Origin of the sequence: Micromonospora sp. NPDC049497, assembly GCF_044465805.1 — a bacterium.
Taxonomy (GTDB): Bacteria; Actinomycetota; Actinomycetes; order Mycobacteriales; family Micromonosporaceae; genus Micromonospora.
Window position 1 is genome coordinate 66166 of sequence record NZ_JBITMC010000023.1, and the last position, 20345, is coordinate 86510.

The 20345-nt window shown below is 72.0% G+C and carries 17 protein-coding genes; 7 read left to right on the forward strand and 10 right to left on the reverse strand.

Annotated features, from left to right (window positions below; all coding sequences use genetic code 11):
- Window positions 1-41: 41 nt before the first annotated feature.
- The 3 genes from ACIBR0_RS25270 to nfi form a co-directional block, all read right to left on the reverse strand.
- A complete protein-coding gene (locus tag ACIBR0_RS25270) occupies window positions 42-1427 on the reverse strand; it encodes a phosphomannomutase/phosphoglucomutase (RefSeq protein ID WP_396719658.1) in 1386 nt (461 codons plus the stop codon).
- Between the two features lie 70 nt (window positions 1428-1497).
- Window positions 1498-2727, reverse strand: a complete 1230-nt coding sequence (locus ACIBR0_RS25275; protein WP_396719694.1) for a hypothetical protein — start codon at window positions 2725-2727, stop codon at window positions 1498-1500.
- Between the two features lie 179 nt (window positions 2728-2906).
- Complete coding sequence (gene nfi / locus ACIBR0_RS25280; RefSeq protein WP_396719696.1) at window positions 2907-3578, reverse strand: deoxyribonuclease V; 672 nt, start codon at window positions 3576-3578, stop codon at window positions 2907-2909.
- Window positions 3579-3766: 188 nt separating this feature from the next.
- Here nfi and ACIBR0_RS25285 point away from each other — a divergent pair, with 188 nt between their 5' ends.
- On the forward strand, window positions 3767-4243 hold the full coding sequence (locus ACIBR0_RS25285) for a DUF4345 domain-containing protein (RefSeq protein ID WP_396719660.1): 477 nt from the start codon (window positions 3767-3769) through the stop codon (window positions 4241-4243).
- Window positions 4244-4504: 261 nt separating this feature from the next.
- Here the strand turns inward: ACIBR0_RS25285 and ACIBR0_RS25290 are convergent, their stop codons facing one another.
- The 4 genes from ACIBR0_RS25290 to ACIBR0_RS25305 all read right to left on the reverse strand — a co-directional run bounded on the left by ACIBR0_RS25290 (window position 4505) and on the right by ACIBR0_RS25305 (window position 10093).
- Entirely contained in the window at window positions 4505-4966 is a 462-nt protein-coding gene (locus ACIBR0_RS25290) for a hypothetical protein (protein WP_396719662.1), read from the reverse strand.
- Window positions 4959-9014, reverse strand: a complete 4056-nt coding sequence (locus ACIBR0_RS25295; RefSeq protein WP_396719664.1) for a toxin glutamine deamidase domain-containing protein — start codon at window positions 9012-9014, stop codon at window positions 4959-4961. Before ACIBR0_RS25295 ends, ACIBR0_RS25290 begins: the two co-directional genes overlap by 8 nt.
- Before the next feature lie 321 nt (window positions 9015-9335).
- A complete protein-coding gene (locus tag ACIBR0_RS25300) occupies window positions 9336-9674 on the reverse strand; it encodes a hypothetical protein (protein ID WP_396719666.1) in 339 nt (112 codons plus the stop codon).
- Complete coding sequence (locus tag ACIBR0_RS25305) at window positions 9674-10093, reverse strand: YbaB/EbfC family nucleoid-associated protein (protein ID WP_396719669.1); 420 nt, start codon at window positions 10091-10093, stop codon at window positions 9674-9676. Before ACIBR0_RS25305 ends, ACIBR0_RS25300 begins: the two co-directional genes overlap by 1 nt.
- Before the next feature lie 75 nt (window positions 10094-10168).
- Between ACIBR0_RS25305 and ACIBR0_RS25310 the strand changes: the two genes are divergently transcribed.
- Window positions 10169-11401 (forward strand): SUKH-3 domain-containing protein, encoded by a 1233-nt coding sequence (locus tag ACIBR0_RS25310; protein WP_396719671.1) that lies wholly within the window; start codon window positions 10169-10171, stop codon window positions 11399-11401.
- An 82-nt stretch (window positions 11402-11483) separates the two neighbouring features.
- On the opposite strand, the gene ACIBR0_RS25315 is transcribed toward ACIBR0_RS25310, so the two are convergent.
- Window positions 11484-12923 carry an aldehyde dehydrogenase family protein gene (locus ACIBR0_RS25315; protein WP_396719673.1) on the reverse strand — a complete coding sequence of 480 codons (1440 nt, stop codon included), beginning with the start codon at window positions 12921-12923 and terminating at the stop codon, window positions 11484-11486.
- A gap of 143 nt (window positions 12924-13066) precedes the next feature.
- Between ACIBR0_RS25315 and ACIBR0_RS25320 the strand changes: the two genes are divergently transcribed.
- Together ACIBR0_RS25320 and gabT are read left to right on the forward strand one after the other, a co-directional pair.
- A complete protein-coding gene (locus ACIBR0_RS25320; RefSeq protein WP_396719676.1) occupies window positions 13067-14503 on the forward strand; it encodes a gamma-aminobutyraldehyde dehydrogenase in 1437 nt (478 codons plus the stop codon).
- A gap of 5 nt (window positions 14504-14508) precedes the next feature.
- A complete protein-coding gene (gene gabT / locus ACIBR0_RS25325; RefSeq protein WP_396719678.1) occupies window positions 14509-15780 on the forward strand; it encodes a 4-aminobutyrate--2-oxoglutarate transaminase in 1272 nt (423 codons plus the stop codon).
- A gap of 98 nt (window positions 15781-15878) precedes the next feature.
- Here gabT and ACIBR0_RS25330 read toward each other — a convergent pair whose 3' ends face one another.
- Both ACIBR0_RS25330 and ACIBR0_RS25335 read right to left on the reverse strand, forming a co-directional pair.
- A complete protein-coding gene (locus tag ACIBR0_RS25330) occupies window positions 15879-16547 on the reverse strand; it encodes a hypothetical protein (protein WP_396719680.1) in 669 nt (222 codons plus the stop codon).
- Window positions 16548-16678: 131 nt separating this feature from the next.
- Window positions 16679-16894, reverse strand: coding sequence for a hypothetical protein (locus ACIBR0_RS25335; RefSeq protein WP_396719682.1), 216 nt, complete (start codon window positions 16892-16894; stop codon window positions 16679-16681).
- Window positions 16895-17025: 131 nt separating this feature from the next.
- Between ACIBR0_RS25335 and ACIBR0_RS25340 the strand changes: the two genes are divergently transcribed.
- Genes ACIBR0_RS25340 through ACIBR0_RS25350 form a run of 3 tightly spaced genes read left to right on the forward strand, consistent with a single transcriptional unit; the run spans window position 17026 to window position 20196 of the window.
- The gene (locus ACIBR0_RS25340) at window positions 17026-18303 is read left to right on the forward strand and encodes a GAF domain-containing protein (RefSeq protein ID WP_396719684.1); all 1278 of its coding nucleotides are present in this window, start codon (window positions 17026-17028) and stop codon (window positions 18301-18303) included.
- A 46-nt stretch (window positions 18304-18349) separates the two neighbouring features.
- Window positions 18350-19855, forward strand: coding sequence for an aldehyde dehydrogenase (gene adh, locus ACIBR0_RS25345; protein ID WP_396719686.1), 1506 nt, complete (start codon window positions 18350-18352; stop codon window positions 19853-19855).
- Window positions 19855-20196 (forward strand): DUF779 domain-containing protein, encoded by a 342-nt coding sequence (locus tag ACIBR0_RS25350; protein ID WP_396719688.1) that lies wholly within the window; start codon window positions 19855-19857, stop codon window positions 20194-20196. Before adh ends, ACIBR0_RS25350 begins: the two co-directional genes overlap by 1 nt.
- Window positions 20197-20345: the final 149 nt, after the last annotated feature.

Here is a 20345-nt window from a genome sequence, read left to right on the forward strand (position 1 = left end):
CGGTGTCACCGGTCGGCGGTGCCGACCGGGCGCAGGCGATCTTATCGGCGAACGCTGTCGAGCACCTCGTCGCGGAGGGAGATCATCCTCGCGCGGGTCGGCGCCTCGACGTTCAGCCGCAGCAACGGCTCGGTGTTGGAGGCACGGAGGTTGAACCACGCGCCGTCCGGGAAGCGCAGCGTGAGCCCGTCCATCTCGTCGACCTCCGCGTCCGGGTACGCCGCCCGCACCTCGGCCACCTTGGCGGCCTGGTCGGCCACCGTGGAGTTGATCTCGCCGGAGGCGACGTACCGCTCGTACTCGCCGGCCAGCACCGACAGCGGCAGCGACTGCTCGCCCAGCGCGGCCAGGGTGTGCATGGCGGCGAGCATGCCGGTGTCGGCGAACCAGAAGTCCCGGAAGTAGTAGTGCGCGGAGTGCTCGCCCCCGAAGATGGCGTTGGTCCGGGCCATCTCGGCCTTGATGAAGGAGTGCCCGACGCGGGCCACCACCGGGTTGCCGCCCTGCTCGCGGATGATCTCCGGCACCGCGCGGGACGTGATCAGGCCGTGGATCACCGTGGAGCCGGGGTGCTTCGCCAGCTCGCGGGCCGCCACCAGCGCGGTGATCGCCGACGGCGACACCGGCTCGCCGCGCTCGTCCACCACGAAGCACCGGTCGGCGTCGCCGTCGAAGGCGAGCCCGATCTCGGCGCCGTGCTCCACCACCGCGCGCTGGAGGTCGACCAGGTTCTTCGGGTCCAGCGGGTTGGCCTCGTGGTTGGGGAAGGTGCCGTCCAGCTCGAAGTAGAGCGGCACGATCTCCAGCGGCAGCGCCGGCAGGGCGGCGTCACCCAGCACCGTCGGCACGGTCCAGCCACCCATGCCGTTGCCGGCGTCGACCACCACCTTCAGCGGCCGGATGCCGGAGAGGTCGACCAGCTTGCGCAGGTAACCCGCGTAGTCGGCCCGCAGGTCGCGCTGCTCGGCCGGGGCGGCGCGCTCCCCCGCCCCCCGGATGGCGCCCGAGTCCAGCAGCGCCTGCGCCCGGTCACGGATCTCGGCCAGCCCGCTGTCCTGCCCGACCGGACGCGCCCCGGAGCGGCACATCTTGATGCCGTTGTACTGCGCCGGGTTGTGGCTGGCGGTGAACATCGCGCCGGGCAGCCCGAGCGACCCGGAGGCGTAGTAGAGCATGTCGGTCGAGGCCAGGCCCAGCTCGATGACCGTACGACCCTCGCCCCGGACGCCGGCGGCGAAGGCGGCGGCGAGACCGGGGCCGCTGGCACGCATGTCGTGCGCGATCAGCACCGCATCGCCCGGCTCGCCGGAGTCGTTCAGCACCTGCGTGAACGCGACCCCGAGCGCCTCGGCCACCCGCTCGTCCCACTGGTCCGGCACCGTCCCGCGGACGTCGTAGGCCTTCACGATCTGGGACAGATCAGACACCGGTCTCGCTCCTCGCGCCGCAGGTCGTCAACGACCCTGAGCGTATCGGAGGGTCACCGCAGCCCCCGGCTCAGCCGGGCAGCCGGGGCATGAACACCGTGTGGTCGCCCTCGCCGGCCGAGGCCGGCGGAGGGCCGGGCCGCCCCGGCTGGGACGGTCCCGCGCCCGGCTCCGCCGGCGGCTGGTCGGCAGCCGGCGGGGACGAGACCGGGGTGCCGTACTGCCCCGGCACCGGCGGCCGGCCGGACGCCGGTGGCGCCGACACGGGCGCACCGTAGTGGCCGGGGGCGGGCGGCGCGGAGGTGGGCGCGGCCGGCGGGGCGCCGTAGGTGGTGGGCGGCGGCGCGCCGGCACCGGGGCGCGGCATGACCTGCGTGGCGTCGGCCGGGGCGGCCGGGGCGGTCGGGCGGGCACCGTAGACGCCGCCGGTGGGGCGGGCGCCGCCGTACACGGCGGGCTGGGCGGGCGGCTGCTGCCCGTACACACCACCGGGCTGGACCGGGCCGGTGGCCGGCCCTCGCCCGGAGCCGTAGGTGCCGGCGGACCTGCTGTCCGTCACCTGCGCCCGGTCCTCCCGGAAGCGACGCACCAGGAGCACGATGAGGACGATCCCGACGGCGACCATGGCCAGTCCGAAGAACAGGATCGGGGACGCGCCGGACGACTCCTGGGCCACGTTCCGGGTGGCGCCGCCGGCCGGCTCGGCGAGCGCGGCCACCGGCGTGTCCTCGTCGGTCACCGGTACGGTGGCGACCGCGCTCGGGGTGGGGGACGGCTTCTTCGACGGCGTCGGTGTGGCGGACGCGCGCCCACCCTCGACCCGCGAGGTGTCGCTGCCCCGGGCGAGCACCTGCCCGAGGGCGCCGGTGGCCTCGCCGCCGACGGTCAACCGGCCGCCGGAAACGGACGCCGCGAAGGCCAGCCGGTACCGCACCGTGACGCTCTTGTCCTTGCACAGGCGTGGGTTCGGCGGCGCGGTGGCCGCCGTGGCGACGCCGCCACCGGCATCGGACAGTGGCACCGGGAACCACCGGCCGCCGTAGTTGACCTGCACGGCGACCTGGTCGGCGCGGAGGCCGTCGAGCCGCAGGGACAGGGCGGTACGCAGCAGCACGCACCCGTCGCTGCGCTTGCGGACCTCCAGCGAGGCGCCCTCCGGGGAACCACCGGCGGTGTAGCTGCCGGCGGCGCGCATCCGGACGGAGTCGTCCTCGGCGAGCGCCGGCGACGCGCCGAGGGTGACGGAGCCAGCCACCAACGCGCAGACCGCCGCAAGTCGCGCCGCGTGCCGACGTACCATGATCACCTCGCCGTTTCCTCCCCCATCCGGGGATCCGCCGGTCAGGCTACTACCGGTGCCGGGTAGGCCTCGGTCATTGAATGCCCCGGATGTGCCCTGGATTACCCCGGCCGGGCGTCCGCCACGCACGGGCCGGCGCGCCGGGTCAGCCCCCCGTGCGACGCGGCCGTGTTCGACCTTCAGCGCCGTGGCGCGGCGGCGGCCAGCGCGTCGCGGCAGAGCCGGTCGGCGGTACGGGTGGTCTCGGGCAGCCGGAAGCGCGGCGTCAGCGCCAGCACCCGCGCGGTCGCGGTGTCCAGGCTCACGCGGTGGCCGACGCTGACGAAGACGGGCTTCACCCCGTCCCGGGTCCGCAGCACCCGACCGACGACCTCGCCGCCGTCCGACAGCGGTGTCCACGCGCCCCGCCGCTCCCCCGGTGGCGTCCACTCGCCGACCAACGGCGTCTTGCCCACCCCGATGGCCGGCAGGCCGGTGACCACGCCCAGGTGACAGGCCAGCCCGAACCGGCGCGGATGGGCCAGGCCGTGGCCGTCGCAGACCAGCAGCTCCGGCCGGACCCGCAGGCGCTCCAGCGCGTCGAGCAGCGCGGGCAACTCCCGGAAGGCGAACAGGCCCGGGACGTACCCGAACGCCGGCCGGCCCACCGCGACCGCCGAGTCCACCACCGCGAGGGTCCGGGCGTCGAGGACGGTCACGGCCGCCGCCAGCCGGTCACCCTCCTCGGCGTACGCGACATCCAGGCCGGCGACCGTCGCCGGCGCCTCCGGTCCCGGCCCGACCAGGTCGACCAGCGGTCGCAGCCGGTCCTGCACGGCGAGCGCCTCCGCGACCGTCCCGGGAACGACCAGCCGCGGTCCGCGCGCGGGCGTCGACCCGACACCGTCGTCCCGCACGTCCGGCACCGTCACGCGGCGATCGTACGGCGCGCTCGGATCCCGGGTCCGTCGGCTGTGACACGCGATGGTTGTGGCTCGTCGGCTGCCGGTCCGTTCGCTGACTATCGCGGGCCTGGTGTCCGATGACACACAGCCATAGAGTGACGACGATCGGTCTGTGCGTGGCCCGGGAACACGACGGTGAGGCGATGGCGGGGCGGAGAGCACTCATGGTCGTGCTGGCGGCACTCGGCGCGGTGCCCCTGGTGACAGGGTTGGCCGGGCTTCTCATCGGGCCGGCCTTCATACCCGGCGGCGCGTCGACCCCGGTCAGCGTCGACAACAACTACCGCTTCGTCGTCGCCTACTGGCTGGCGGCCGGCGTCGGGCTCTGGTGGTCACTGTTCCGGCTGGAGCAGCGGGCGATCGTCACCCGGGCGATCCTCGTGATCGCGGTCGTCGGCGGGTTCGGCCGTTTGATGTCGGTCATGGCCGTGGGCTGGCCGAATCCGGTGTTCGGGACCGCGTTGGTGTTGGAACTCGTCGGGCTGCCGCTCGTCGTCTGGTGGCATGCCCGGGTGGTGCGCGCAGGCGTCGGGCACCGCGAACCCGTCACGGTGGGTCAGCCGGTCGAGTAAGCCGCGCGGCGGCGGCGAGCCGGGCTCAACCACCCGTTCGAACGCCGCACAAGAGAGATCTCTCCGGCTGAGAGAACCGCCGCAGCCAGCGCATGCCACGTGCTCACGTGCGCCGGGCCGCCAACCGCAGGACACCAGCAGTGTCGACCAGTACGTGAACGGCCCTGCTAGTTCCCGTAGTTCCCGCGCACCCACCGAGGCCAACACGATCGACGAACTTCTTTCCCAACCGGATCAACTGCACTTCGCCACCTTGCAGAGCTACCGCGGAATGTCCCTATGGGCCGCGTCAGCGAGGGCCGGGTCAGCCGCGGGGTCCCCATCCAACTTGAGCATCTCCTCGAACATTGCGAAGGTTCTGCGTTGGATTCCCGCAATCAAAGCCACCTCCGTCGGTGTGGGCCGGCGCCGCTCGTGGGCCTGTGTCTCCCTGATCGCTCGGACTGTCTCATACAGCGCGAACACAGGAGCCTCGCCGCGGAGGTAGTAACCACGATCATGCTCGGTCAACTGTATGAACTCGTCCACCGTCAACTCCTCGATCTCGTCGTCGCCGCCGAGAAGCAGTTTGTCGACGAGGTGGTTGGCAGCAACCCAGCCGCCCGTGTCCTTGGAGAGACGGAACGCGACTGCACGGTCGCCCTCCGACTCGATGACCTTCACCGGCGACTCGTAGTAGCTGTAGAAGGCGGGGAGAACCAGGTCGGCAGGCAGGTCATTCATGTCGTTGCTCCACTCCACGATCTTCCAACGCCTGCTGATAGGCCTCCCGCCCACGACGAGTCAGAGCGTTATGCAAAGCGCGCTCGCCAGGGCTGAGAGGACGGTCTTGGCCCTCGGCCAACGCGTCGAGGTCCCGCCGAACTTCATACAGCGCGTGCTCCCACTTGCCTACCTCCTCCACACCTACCAGGTGGAGGCGCAGTTCACCGATGTGCCCGTTGGCCAGTTCCAGGTTGAGGAGCACGTCCCGGTAGCCACTCCTCTGGGGCTTGAGAAAACGGTCCTTGATGCCCACGACGACAACGTCGGGCTCCCCGTCAAGTTCCTCCAAAGCCCGGTAGACATCCTCGATCGCCGCGAACTCAACCTTCGCTGCCGCTAGATCCTTGAGCCTGGAAGCGTCGTTGTCGTACTCGACAAGCTTGTCGTCCACACGGTCGCGGCCCTTTGGCTTGACCCGCCAACCCGGCTTCCCGCGCCCATCGGCCAGCCTGCAGGCAATTTCGTTCAACTGCTGTTGAGCCTCGACAGCGGCCATACGAAGCGTACGGACGTACTCTGACCGGTAGTGGTCATCATGACGACGGGATGCATCGAAGCCTGCTTGGACGGGCGATCGTCCGAAGAAGGCCAATCGCTCGCTGATCTCCCGCTGCCAGTCGGCAAGGATCGCGGGACGCGGCCTGGGAATTTTCTCCTGCGCCACCACCTCCACGCCCCGGCGATCGAGTTCGTCAAGAACATCACCAAGGACATCTATCGCGTGCCCTTGTTTCGCAAGTTGCTGAAAGGTCACGGGCCTCGCCGTCAACGACTCCAGGAGTTCCGGGTTCCCCAGCACCATACGAACCAGTTCTGGCCTGTCCACCGACGCCCAGATCAATGTCGAAGCTAACCCCGGCTCACCCGACGACCGTTCCTGCCAGCACCTTTCGAGCATCCGTTGCACCTTCGGCTCTCGAAAGAACCGGACAAGATCACCGACGTCTGCTTCGCTTAGATGCGGCGCCAGCGTCCGGAGCGCCGGGGGCTGCAGGCTCGCCGCCCAGTGAATGGGGCTGAGCCCTGTCGCCAATGCTTGGTCGAGATTGGCTCTGGCCATCAAGACATTCCTGGCCTGGTGGCCGCTCTCCCCGTGCGGGCGCGGCAATCCACCCGCGCTCTGAAGGCTCTCAGGAAGCGGCGACGGCCCACCATCTGGTACATGTGGCGCTCTTTGGTGCTCGGCGGAGCCCGGGCCGGCCAACAGGTGCATCCGGTTCAGGTACGGCTCGCCGTACCCCTGGTGCTCCCGCGCTGGCGGGTACTCCGGCAGGTCCGGCCGTTGGCTGAACAACCCGCGCCGCAACCCTGCCAGTGGCATCGGCCTGGCGTCGGGGCCCAGGATCAGGACGTCGGCGTCGATCGCGTTTCGGCTGTGCTGGTGACCACGATGCCCGCCCAACGGCTTGTCGGAGATCTCCCCCGACTGCGGATCGAGGTGGAGCACCGTGCCGTTCTGGTTCAGAGCGACCCAGATGTGCGAACCGCCGCCCTCCCACTGGTTGATGACGAACGCGAAGCTCCCGTGCCCGCCGATGACCAACTGGTCGTGCAGGTTCCGGTAGCCGGCGTCCAGCGCCTGCTTCGGATGGACCGGCGACGTCCCGTCGCTGGGCGCGCACAGGCGCTGGAAGCGTCCGCCGGTGACGTCCTCGATCCGCGCGGGTCCGTTCGCCTCCCCGTCGAGTGGGCGCGTCACGTTGCCGTTCTCGTACGCATCGAAGGTCCGCGGGGCCGCCACCCGAGGCCGGCCGTGTACCCACGTGTCGAAGAGCGACAGCGTGCAGTCGAGACAGTTGATGCCCCGGGTCGGATCGGCCTGCGGCCCCCCGTCGTTCATGAGCCGGAACCAGCCGCCCCGGCGTGGATCGGCGGTACGTGCGACGCTGCCGTTCGGGTGCCGCGGCATCTGCCGCTCCACGTCGGTCTGGTGCAGCGCCAACGGCGGGCGCAGGCCGCCCCGGACCCCGTATCGGCGGGTGTGGTCGATCGGCGGTGGATCGTCGTCACCGGTCAGAGCGGAGCGGTTTCCCGTGTCGACCGCCCCGAGCGTGAGGTCACCGACGTCGTCATTGATCGATCGGAAGTCCTCCTTTCCGACCTCGACGACGACCGGGGTCACAGTGCCGCTGAGCACCGCCTCTGCTTCGTCGAAGTGCTTGCCGTACTGCTGGGTCGCCTCGTCGGCGGCCTCCTGCCAGGCATGCGAGGCTCTGGTCAGTCCCGCCCGGCGCAGACGCAACGCCTGTGCCGCGAACTCGTGCGCTCGCCGGTAGTTCTCGTCAGCCAGGGCCCTCAGCCGGGCGACCTCCCGGAACCGGCGCTTCTCCTCATGCCGCTCCCGTTGGGACTCGTAGTAGCCCCGGTAGCGACGCCGCTCGAAGGCGTCCCGATCGGCGGCCCACTGCGCGGCGTACCACTCGGGGGTGCGCGGCCGGAGGGCGTCGGGCCCGCCGCGTCCCGACGCCGGTGCGATCCCGACCCCGCTGCTTCCGCCCAGGGCGTCCGCCGGCGGAGGCGCGGGTGCTGCCGGGCCCGTCCGCGGCGGGGCCGTCTCGGTCGGGTGGCGCGGCGCGGTGCTGCCGACGCCGTCGGTCGGCGTGGTCGCGGAGGTCGTCGGCACCGGCGGCGAGGGCACCGCCGTCACGGTCGGTCCGGCCGTCGCCGGGGACATCGTCGGCCCGGCCTCCGCGGTGACCGGGTACGGGGTGGAGCCGCTCGTCGGTGGTCCACCCGTCGTCACGGTGGGGGCGGCGGCGCTCGACGGTCCGTCGACCGGCGGCGGAGCGGGCGAGGTGACCGGGCCGTTCGGCGGCGGCGCCACCGGTGCGGAGGAGGTCAGGGTCGGGGTGTCCGACAGGCGGTACGGCGAGGTGACGGTCGGATCGCCGGCGAGACCGTGCGGCGACGTGATCGACGGCGCACCGGCGGACGTCGGGACGGTGGTGTGCGACTCGGGCGGCACAGGTGGGCCCGCCTGGTGCCCGACCAGGGCGGTCGCGTCCGGGCGGACGGCGGTTTCCCCGCGCACGCCGGCACCGACCGGATCGGCCGCCGGGGAGTTGTTCGTGCCGGCGCTCCCGGCCTGGGCCGTGACCGTGCCCCCGTCCGCTACCGGCGGGGCCTCGGGCAGGCGGGGTGCGGGAGCGACGTCGGACCCGGGCGGCATGGTCGAGGGGGTGCCGCCGTCCAGCGCGGTTGGCCCGGCCCCGGCCGCTCCGCCGACCTGCGCCGACAGGTCGGGAGGCGGGGCGACGCGGAGGTCCGCCGGTGTCGTGGGCAGACCGGCCAGGGCACTCATCCGGCCGTCGAGCCGGGCCTGCAATGCCGCGTCGGCCTGTGTCGTGGCGGAACCCCGGACGCCGGAGGCGGCGGCGCGCGCGGCGTCCTCCAACGAGGTCGGCCCCTGGCCGGTGGCCAGGCTCGCGGCCTGCTCGGCGAGCACCTCGCCGGTCATCTCCCGGCCGACGTGCTCGCCGATCCGCGCACCCCGGCCGGTAGCGTGCCGTCCCAGACCAGCGAGCGGTGCGACGGCACCGCCGGCCAGGCCACCGACGGCCGAGGTGCCGAGTTCCGCGAGGTCCAGGCCGTGCCGGCGGCCGGTCGAGTTCTGGTACGCCTGCGTCGCGAGGCTGACCCCCGCCTCCTCGCCCGCCTCGTAGAGCCCGCTGACCCCGGCGCGCCGGGCCAGCCCGCGCATCCCGCCCTTCGTGACCTCCTTGGCGGCCCGCTCCCCGGCCTCCTTGAGCCCCTGCCTGAGAGCCTTCCGCGCGAGCTGTGCCATGAGTCGCTTGAAGATCTGCTGCACGATGGCCCGGGTGGCGGCGATCGCCGCGGCGGCGGCCGGCGAGGCGGCACCGGCCGTGAGCACCGTCGCCACGGCGAGCCCGAGCAGCTCGACCACCAGGATGCCCAGCTCGATCCAGACCTCGAGCTTCGCGCCCTCGATGTCGCAGCCGCACTCCTCGACCAGGCGACCGAGATCGGTGCTGATCGCGAGCAGCACCGGCAGCGGCGCGTCGTCGCCCTCGGCGACCCGCCGCCAGGCCTGGTCGAAGGCCGTGGCGACCGCGCCGACCCCGCCGTAACCGTTCCCGACCTCGGTCGCGGCGGTGATCGCGTCGGTCTGCGGGCCGGCCAACGCGGCGGCCACCCCGTACCACTGGTCCGCCAGGTCCCACACCGCGCGCTCGTTGCCGTCCGGCCACTCGACCCCGACCACCCAGTCGAGGGCTTCGTAGATCCAGCCGGGCAGCTCCCAGGGCGAGAAGTCGAGCGGGTGCGGAATCGGGCTGGGCAGCACGGTCATCCCGGACTCCTCCGGCGATCAGGGCTCGGAACGCCGGTCGGCCACCTGGCCGAGGCGGCCGGCGCTGGCAGCGTCGGTCTGCACGTTGGCCTCGACCGAGCGGACGACGTCCGCACCGAGACCGGCCAGGTGCTGTCCCACGCCCTCCCAGGCCCGTAGCACTACCTCCTCGAAGCCGCGGTACCGCTGCTCGAAGGTCGCGCCGATGTCGTCCTTCCCCCAGGGCCGCTGGGCACTGGCCGCCGCGATGTCGCCGCCCTCCCGCCGCCGGGCCGCCACGAACGCCTCACCCGCCACCGAGAGATCGGCACCAGCGCGCCGGGCGCGCTCGGGATCGAGCCACAGGAGACCGTCCATCACTCCTCCCGCCGCAGCGCCGCGTCGGCCCGACCGAGCAGGGAACCGAAGTCGCCGGTCCGCAGGAACTCCACCGGCCCGGACCCGCCCGGCAGGTAGGTGGCCACCAGTTGCCGGGTCTCCTCCGCCGCCGTGGCGCCGGCCCGCTGCACCGTCTCGGTGATCGCGCGACTGAGCCCCTTGGCGTCCCGCTCCTGGTAGACGGCGGGGCTCACCTCGACCTGGATCACCTCGCCCCGGGCCCCGACGACGGCCGTCACCCGACCGTCGGACGAACGCTCGGTCACCCGCAGCTCGGTCAACCGCGTCTGCAGCTCGTCCAGTCCGGACCGTAGCCGCTGGTACTGCCCGTACACGTCGTCGAACCGTGCCCGCAGCGCACGGTTGGCGTCCCGGTCCACGTTCTCAGCCAACGTCACCCTCCCCGGTCACGGTCGGTAGGGCGAACCATACCGGGCGCCACAATCCCATGGGGGTCCGGTAGTTTCAGGCTCGTGATCGACCGCCAGCAGGCCGAGCAGCTCGCCGCCGTGTGGGCCCGCCGGGATTCACAGCGCCTGGGTTACGAGTGCCGCCCGTCGGTCGACGAGTTCGACCTGGGCTTCGTCATCACGTCGTCCGTGTCGCCCGACGTCCGGACGGTCCCCGGCGACCTACCGACCACAGTGGTCGACAAGCAGACCGGCGAGGTGAGCACCTGGCCCCGGGTGTCGATCCAGCAGGTCGAACGCATGTACCGCCGGAGCCGCCCGGAGGGTCCGCCCGCGCCGCGTACGGTCGACCCCGCCGGCCAACTGCTCCGCGAGATCCGCCGGCTCCCCACCCCGACCACGGCCGCCCACCTCAGCGTGGACGGCCGGTTGTACCGCGCCCAGGGCGCGAAGGGCGACATCGAGCTCAACCACCACCCGCTGGTCCGCCGGTACCTCGACGATCTGCCACCGGGCCACCTCGTCCGCGGCGGGGACCGCCACGCCGAGCTGATCGTCGTCTCGGACGTCCTGCACGAGTACGACCACCGACGGGCCGCCGAGGGCATCGAACCGATGGGCATGGCCGACGCGACGGCCCTGTTCAGGACCGCTCGCTTCGAGATCTTCCGGGTCCGCGAACCAGGCGACCCGCACGGCGGCCCGACCGACCAGCCCTGCGATTCGTGCACCAACGTCCTCGTGCAGTTCAACGTCCTGCCGTGGTCCGATCGCGCCTACACCGAGCCGTGGTTTCCAGAGTCCCAGCCGGACCCGGACCCGGGCCGTTTCCCGCCGGACGTCGCCAACTCGCTCGTGGCCGCCGGATGGCAGCCGCACTTCGGGGACGAGGTCCTGGCCACCGCCGGAGTACGGGACGTCACGGCAGTGCCGGGCCAAACCCATGAGCACTCCGTCTTCCCCGCCGTCATGACGACTCTCACGGCCTTTCCGAGCCTGGTGGGCGGGCGTCTCGGCCCAGGTGAGGAGGTATGGATTTCCCGCTTCGACATCCGCCCGCACACCGTCGCGCACACCGCCGACACCCTGGCCGACTTCGGTGCGGTGCTCGGCGTACGGCTCTTCCCCATCGGCACCGAGCGGCAGGACAGCATCATCGCCGTGGACGAGCGGGGTCGGATCTTCGCGCTGGACCAGGCCGGTGAGTGGTTCCTCGGTGCGGACGTCGACGCGGCCCTCACCACGCTCCTGCTCGGCCGCGCCCCGGCCCGGGTCCGCGACGACGGGACCTGGTGACGCGCCGCATGCCGACGCCCCCCGTTAACAAGGGGCCCTTCCTATACACCAGGCGTTAAGAAGGTGCCCTTCCTTACTCGCGCTACAACTCGACGCCGGTGAGGACGAGCACCCGGACGTCGGTGTAGTCCTCCATGGCGCTGCGCAGGCCCTCCCGCCCGACGCCGCTGCCCTTGAACCCGCCGTACGGCATCTGGTCGGCCCGGTACGACGGGACGTCGCCGACGATCACGCCGCCCACCTCCAGCGCCCGGTGCGCCGCGAACGCCACGTCCGTCCGGTGCGTGAAGACGCCCGCCTGCAACCCGTACGCCGAGTCGTTGACCGCCGCGAACGCGGCCCGGTCGTTCTCGACGCGGGCGACGACCAGCACGGGCCCGAAGACCTCCTCGGCGCAGACCTTGGCGTCGGCGGGCACTCCGGTGAGGACGGTCGGCGGGTAGGTGGCACCCTCGCGCCGGCCACCCACCTCGATGGTCGCGCCGGCGGTGACCGCCTCGTCTACCCAGGCCTCGACCCGTTCGGCGGCGGCCTCGGACACCAGCGGCCCGACGTCGGTCAGCTCGGACGTGGGATCGCCCGTCCGCAGTTCCTGGACGGCGGCGACCAGCCGGGGCAGGAAGGCGTCGTAGAGCCACTCGTGCACGTAGACCCGCTGCACCGCGATGCAGGACTGCCCGGCCTGGTAGTTGGAGAAGGTGGCGATGCGGTGGGCGGCGAAGGTGAGATCCTCGTCGGTGTTCCAGTCCTCGCAGATCACCGCCGCCGCGTTGCCGCCCAGCTCCAACGTCACGTGCTTGTCCGGGACCGAGCGGCGGATGGCCGCGCCGACCGGGCCGGAGCCGGTGAACGACACCACCGGCAGCCGTGGGTCGGCGACGAGGTCGGCGGCGCGCTCGTTCGGCAGCGGCAGCACCGAGAACATGCCCGCCGGCAGGTCGGTCTCGGCGAGCAGTTCACCGAGCAGCAGCGCCGACAGCGGGGTGGCCGGGGCCGGCTTGACGATGATGGGTGCGCCGACGGCGATGGCCGGGGCGACCTTGTGGGCGACCAGGTTGAGCGGGAAGTTGAACGGCGCGATCCCCAGGACGGGACCGCGCGGCACCCGTCGGACCAGGGCGATGCGCCCGGTGGCCGACGGATCGGTGTCGAGGCGTTGCAGCTCACCGGAGAAGCGCCGTGCCTCCTCGGCGGCCCAGCGGAAGGTCGAGACGGCCCGGCCGACCTCGGCGCGCGCCCACTTGACCGGCTTGCCGTTCTCGGCGGTGATCAGCGCCGCGACCTCGTCGGCCCGCTCGGCGAGGCGCCGGGAGACGTGGTCCAGGGCCGCCGCCCGGGCGTGCGCCGGCAGGGCCGCGGCCTCCGCGGCCACTCCGGCGGCTGCCGCGACGGCCGCCTCGACCTGGTCGGCCGTGGCGAGGGTGGTACGACCGACAGCGCGCCCGTCGTACGGGTGGTGGACGGTCAACTCCTCCTCGCCGTGGACGGGACGGGAGGCGACGAAGAACGGTACGGACTCCACGTGGAGCAGCGTAGACGACGGACGAGTCGACGGAAACAGTCGCCACAGCCCTTGTCTGCCGCGAATTCAGTAGCGAAGATGGCATACACATTGCGATAACCGCCGCAGACCGCACCCCCGGAACCCCTCGGAGTGATCCCGTCATGAGCGACCAGCAGCAGCTGCGCAACTTCGTCAACGGCGAGTACGTCGAGCCGGCCGACGGCGGCTACGCCGACCTGATCGACCCCTGCACCGGTGAGGTGTTCGCGCAGGCGCCGGTCTCCGGCCCCGCCGACGTGGACGCGGCGATGCGGGTCGCCGCCACGGCCTTCGAGAGCTGGCGGGACACCACGCCGGGTGAGCGGCAGAAGGCGCTGCTCAAGCTCGCCGACGCGGTCGAGGCCCGCGCGGCGGAGCTGGTCGACGCCGAGGTACGCAACACCGGCAAGCCGCGTCAGCTCACCGCCGACGAGGAGTTGCCCCCGTCGGTGGACCAGTTCCGGTTCTTCGCCGGTGCCGCGCGCCTGCTGGAGGGCCGCTCGGCCGGTGAGTACATGGCCGGGCACACCTCCTACGTGCGGCGCGAGCCGATCGGTGTCTGCGCCCAGGTCACCCCGTGGAACTATCCGCTGATGATGGCGGTCTGGAAGATCGCCCCGGCTCTCGCCGCTGGCAACACGGTGGTGCTGAAGCCGTCGGACACCACGCCGGTGTCGACCCTGCTGCTGGCCGAGATCGCGTCGGAGTTCCTCCCGCCGGGCGTCTTCAACGTCGTCTGCGGCGACCGGGACACCGGTCGTACGCTGGTCTCCCACCCGACGCCGCAGATGGTGTCGATCACGGGCTCGACCCGCGCGGGCATGGAGGTCGCCTCCGCGGCGGCGCCGGACCTGAAGCGCACGCACCTGGAGCTGGGCGGCAAGGCCCCCGTGGTCATCTTCGACGACGCCGACATCGAGGCGGCGGCCGAGGCGATCGCGATGGGCGGCTACTTCAACGCCGGCCAGGACTGCACCGCGGCGACCCGGGTGCTGGCCGGTCCCGGCATCCACGACGACTTCGTGGCGGCCCTGGCCGACCAGGCCCGCAACACGAAGACCGGCGCCCCCGACGACGCCGACGTGCTGTACGGGCCGCTGAACAACGCCAACCAGCTCGCCCGGGTCAGCGGCTTCGTGGACCGCCTGCCGGACCACGCGGACCTGCGGACCGGCGGATCCCGCCTCGGCGAGCGCGGCTACTTCTACGCCCCGACGGTGGTGTCCGGCGTCCGCCAGGACGACGAGATCATCCGTGACGAGGTGTTCGGCCCGGTCATCACCGTGCAGCGCTTCTCGGACGAGGACGAGGCGGTGCGCTGGGCGAACGGCGTCGACTACGGCCTGTCCGCGTCGGTGTGGACGAAGGACCACGGCCGGGCGATGCGGATGACCCGCCGCCTCGACTTCGGCTGCGTCTGGGTGAACACGCACATCCCGTTCGTCTCCGAGATGCCGCACGGCGGCTTCAAGCACTCCGGCCACGGCAAGGACCTGTCGGTCTACAGCCTGGAGGACTACACCCGGATCAAGCACGTCATGCACAACATCGAGGGCTGACCCACATGTCATCCTCCGAGGAACTGCACAAGCGGCGGGGCGCGGCGGTCGCGCGTGGCGTCGGCAGCGTCATCCCGTCCTACGTGGACCGTGCGTTCGGCGGCACCATCACCGACGTCGAGGGCCGGGAGTGGATCGACTTCGCCGCCGGCATCGCGGTGACCAATGTCGGCAACTCCGCGCCACGCGTCGTCGAGGCGGTGCGGGCACAACTCGAGCGTTTCACCCACACCTGCTTCATGGTCGCGCCGTACGAGTCGTACGTGGCGGTCTGCGAGCAGCTCAACACGGTGACCCCGGGCAGCTTCGAGAAGCGCTCGGCGCTGTTCAACTCCGGCGCCGAGGCGGTGGAGAACGCCGTGAAGATCGCCCGGCACGCGACCGGGCGACCGGCGGTGGTGGTGTTCGACCACGCGTACCACGGCCGGACCAACCTGACGATGGCGCTGACCGCGAAGAACATGCCGTACAAGCACCGGTTCGGGCCGTTCGCCGGTGAGGTCTACCGGGTGCCGATGTCGTACCCGCTGCGCGACGGCGGCCTGTCCGGCCCGGAGGCGGCCGCCCGGGCGATCGAGATGGTGGAGAAGCAGGTCGGCGCGGAGAACGTGGCGGCGCTGCTGATCGAGCCGATCCAGGGCGAGGGTGGTTTCGTCGTACCGGCGGCGGGGTTCCTGCCGGCGCTGCGCGAGTGGGCGACGGCGGCCGGGGTGGTCTTCGTGGCCGACGAGATCCAGACCGGGTTCTGCCGGACCGGGGACTGGTTCGCCTGCCAGCACGAGGGCGTCGAACCGGACCTGGTCACCCTGGCCAAGGGCATCGCGGGTGGCCTGCCGCTCGCGGCGGTGACCGGGCGTGCCGAGCTGATGGACGCGGTGCACGTCGGCGGCCTCGGCGGCACGTACGGCGGCAACCCGATCGCCTGCGCGGCGGCCCTCGCCAGCATCGAGACCATGCACGAGCTGGACCTGGTCGCCGCCGCCCGGCGGATCGAGGCGACGATGGTGCCCCGACTGCGCGCGATCGCCGAGCGCACCGGCGTCGTCGCCGAGGTACGCGGGCGGGGCGCGATGCTGGCCGTGGAACTGGTCCAGCCCGGCACCCGCACGCCGGACCCGGTCCGCACGGCGGCGGTGTCGGCGGCCTGTCATGCCGCCGGCCTGCTCACGCTGACCTGCGGCACCTACGGCAACGTCCTGCGGTTCCTGCCCCCGCTGGTCATCTCCGACGACGAGCTGTCCCGCGGCCTGGACATCCTCGACGCCGCCTTCGGCTGAGGCGCGCACCCGACGAGATCGTGCGGAAACACGGAAGTAGTGGCCTCCCATTGCGGCGGAGGCCACTACTTCCCCGATCGAGCGCGATCTTCGCCCGCCTAGCGCAGCACCTCGACCGTGTTGCGGCGGACCAGGTTCTTGCCCGGTTCACGGATCGCGTCCATCGCCGCCGCGTTGAGCAGCACGCAACTGCCCGACGGCCCGGTCACCGTCACGGTGACCGTCTTGCCGTTGTCCAGGTTCGTCACTCGCAGGCGCGTACCCACCGGGAACTGACCGCTGGTCGCGGCCGGCGTGCCGGCCTCGGCGGAGAAGGTGATCGCACCCGTGCAGGCCGACCGGGGCGCCGGACGGGAGGCGCCGGGGGACGCAGCGCCGGGCCGTGTCGAGTCGGGAGCCGGAGGTGCGGTGCCGCCGCCGTCCAGCACCTCGACCACGTTGCGCCGGACGACGTTCTTGCCGGGCTCCCGGACCAGGTCCATGGCGGCCGTGTTGAGCAGCACACAACTGCCCGACGGGCCGGTCACCGTCACCGTGGCCGCCTTTCCGTTGTCCAAGTTGGTCACCCGCAGTCGCGTCCCGACCGGGAACCGGTTGCTGGTCGCCGCCGGCGCACCCCCCTCGGCGGAGAAGGTCACCGAACCGGCGCAGGCCGAGGCCCGTGCGGGGGCGGTGTCCGCGAAACCCAGTCCGGTACCCACCGCCACCGCCGCCGCGGCGACCGCCGCCACACCGACCGCCAGTACGTGCTTCCGCTGCACCTTCACCGCATCTCCCGTCGTCCGACGCTCTGATGTCAGCGGGTACGGGCAGGGAGCACCGAACGGTTCAGCGGTTCCGGAAGGAATGTTTCGTATCACGCCCGAGGGGCCGGGCTCGATGTCCCGGCCCCCGACCGTCAGATGTCGTTGTGCCAGCCGCGTCTGATCTCGCCGGCCGGCCGCGGCTCGCCCTTGGCGACCACCCGCCAGAACCGGCCCGGCTCGGCATGGTCGCGCAGCGACACCTTGACCCCGACCCGTACCCGACGGTCGTCGGCCACCCAGGCGACCAGGTGGCGATCGTCGCTGACGAGCTGGAGCTGCACCATCATCCGTTCCCGCGTCCCGACCATCACGACCGCCCTCTCCGTGTCCCGTCGCGCCCTGTACGCGACGCACAGGATGCGGGCACCGCGGACGGCCCGGCAACCGGTATTGGCGATCGGGGGTGGGCTGCGTCACGATGGGGCCGAGGAGGTCGCCGATGGCTGACCCGTGGCTCGCCCTGGAGTTCGGCGTCGATCCGGTGGAGCGGATCGCGCAGGTCGGCGCCGCCCACGAGGCGTTCCTCGCCGCCGGGACCGCGCCGCAGCGGGTCCGCGAGGTGGTACGCCGGTCGTGGGAGCGGTCGGTGCTGCTGGACCCCGAGGGCACGCCGCCGGTCGACCTGACCGACGACGCGTTGGCGAGCTACCGCGCCGCCCACCCGCTGGCCCGGGTGCTGCCGCTCTTCCGGGACCTGCTCGGCGGGATCGCCCAGGACGGGGCGCACCTGATGGCGGTCTGCGACGCGTACGGGCGGCTGCTCTGGGTGGAGGGGCATCCGGGGGTGCTGCGGCACGCCGAGCGGATGAACTTCGTGCCCGGGGCCCGGTGGGACGAGGCGCACGCCGGCACGAACGCCCCCGGCACGGCCCTGGCCGTCGACCACAGCGTGCAGATCTTCGCCACCGAGCACTTCAGCCGGCCGGTGCAGCGGTGGACGTGCGCCGCCGCCCCGATCCACGACCCGCTCAGTGGTCGGCTGCTCGGCGCGGTCGACATCACCGGCGGCGACCACCTGGCCAACCCCCAGAGCCTGGCGCTGGTCCGGGCCACGGCACGGGCCGCCGAGGCGCAGCTCGCCGCGGACCGACCGGTCGAACCGGGCGTCGCGACGATCACCGCCCTGGGCCGGGACGAGGCGGAGCTGCACGTGGACGGCCGTCGGATCCGGCTCGGCCGCCGGCACAGCGAGCTGCTCGTGCTGCTGCTCGACCATCCCGAGGGGCGCACCGGCGAGCAACTCGGCCTCGACCTCTACGGCGACGACCGGCTGCACCCGGTCACGCTGCGCGCCGAGCTGTCCCGCCTGCGCCGGGTGCTCGGGCCGGAACTGCTCGACTCCCGCCCGTACCGGCTGCGCGGCACCGTGCGCGCCGACTTCCGTACCGTCGCCGACCGGCTCGACGCGGGCGACCTGGCGGGCGCGCTCGACGGGTACGCCGGATCGCTCCTGCCGGGCTCGGACGCGCCGGGAGTCACGCGACTGCGCCGGCTGATCGACGGGCAGGTGCGCGCCGCCGTGCTCGCGGCGGCGGACCCGGCGCTGCTCGCGGCCTGGACCGCGACGCCCGCCGGGGCCGACGACCTGACCGCGTGGGAGGCCCTGGCGCGGGCGCTGCCGGCGGCGGCGCCGCGCCGGCCACTCGCGGTCGCGCGCGTCCGCCAGCTCTCCCGGGAGTACGCGGTGGAGCGCGCAACGTTCCTGCAACGTCGGTGACACTAGCGTCCTCCGCCAACCACCCCATCGCACGGCGGAGGTCCCGATGACGCGCTACGACGCGCCCACCCACTGGCAGTCCCGCTACGACCACTTCATCGGCGGCGAGTACTCCAAGCCGCACCATGGCCGGTACTTCGAGAACCCCAGCCCAGTGACCGGGCAGACCTTCTGCGAGGTCGCCCGCGGCACCGCCGAGGACGTGGAGAAGGCCCTCGACGCGGCCCATGGTGCCGCCGACGCGTGGGGCCGCACTTCGGTCGCCGAGCGGGCGCTGATCCTCCACCGGATCGCCGACCGGATGCAGGAGAACCTGGAAGCCCTGGCGATCGCCGAGACCTGGGAGAACGGCAAGCCGGTACGCGAGACGCTCGCCGCCGACATCCCCCTGGCCATCGACCACTTCCGCTACTTCGCCGGTGCGATCCGCGCGCAGGAGGGCTCCCTCGGCGAGTTGGACGACGACACCGTCGCCTACCACTTCCACGAGCCGCTCGGTGTGGTCGCCCAGATCATCCCGTGGAACTTCCCGATCCTCATGGCGACGTGGAAACTCGCCCCGGCGCTGGCCGCCGGCAACACGGTGGTGCTCAAGCCGGCCGAGCAGACCCCCGCGTCGATCCACTACTGGCTGTCCCTGGTGGCGGACCTGCTGCCGCCGGGCGTGCTCAACATCGTCAACGGCTTCGGCGTCGAGGCGGGCAAGCCGCTGGCGTCCTCGCCCCGGGTGGCGAAGGTCGCGTTCACCGGCGAGACCACCACCGGGCGGCTGATCATGCAGTACGCCAGCGAGAACATCAAACCCGTCACGCTGGAGCTGGGCGGCAAGAGCCCGAACCTCTTCTTCGACGACGTCAGCGCGTCCCGCGACGACTTCTTCGACAAGGCACTCGAAGGTTTCACCATGTTCGCCCTCAACCAGGGCGAGGTCTGCACCTGCCCGTCCCGGGCGCTCATCCAGCAGGGCCACTACGCGGACTTCCTGGCGGCGGCCGTCGACCGTACCCGGGCCGTCACGCAGGGGCATCCGCTGGACACCGACACGATGATCGGTGCGCAGGCGAGCAACGACCAGCTGGAGAAGATCCTGTCCTACCTGGACATCGGCCGGCAGGAGGGTGCGAAGGTGCTGACCGGCGGGTCGCGGGCCGACCTGGGCGGTGAGCTGTCCGGCGGGTACTACGTCGAGCCGACGATCTTCGAGGGCGACAACTCGATGCGGATCTTCCAGGAGGAGATCTTCGGTCCCGTCGTCTCGGTGACCTCCTTCGCCGACCTCGACGACGCCGTGAAGATCGCCAACGACACGCTGTACGGGCTCGGCGCGGGCGTGTGGACGCGGGACATGAACACCGCGTACCGGGCCGGGCGGGCCATCCAGGCCGGCCGGGTCTGGACGAACTGCTACCACGCCTACCCGGCGCACGCCGCGTTCGGCGGGTACAAGCAGTCCGGCATCGGCCGGGAGAACCACCGGATGATGCTGGAGCACTACCAGCAGACGAAGAACCTGCTGGTCAGCTACTCCACGAAGAAGCTGGGCTTCTTCTGATGCACGTCGTCTCCCTCACCCCCGCGGCGGCCGACCTCATCCGGTCGCTGCGGGGGCAGCACGGGCCGCTGATGTTCCACCAGTCCGGCGGCTGCTGCGACGGCAGCGCCCCGATGTGCTACCCCGCCGGCGAGTTCCGTACCGGTTCGTCGGACGTCCTGCTGGCGTCGCTGACGGTGGACGGCGTCGACGAGCCGGTCGAGTTCTGGATGTCGAAGTCCCAGTGGGAGTTGTGGAAACACACGAGGCTGACGGTCGACGTGGTCCCCGGCCGGGGCAGCGGCTTCTCCCTTGAGGCGCCGGAAGGCGTGAGATTCCTGGTCCGCTCCACCCTGGCGTAACCTCCGGCGATCTTGCACTTTCGGCCCCCGACATGCGGCATATGCGCTACTTGTCGAGGCACAAAGTGCAAGACGCTTCTATGTGTGTGGTGATCGGTTCGGCTGGTTGCCGTTAGGGTTCGGCGTTGGTGATCACTTGGGTGACTCTG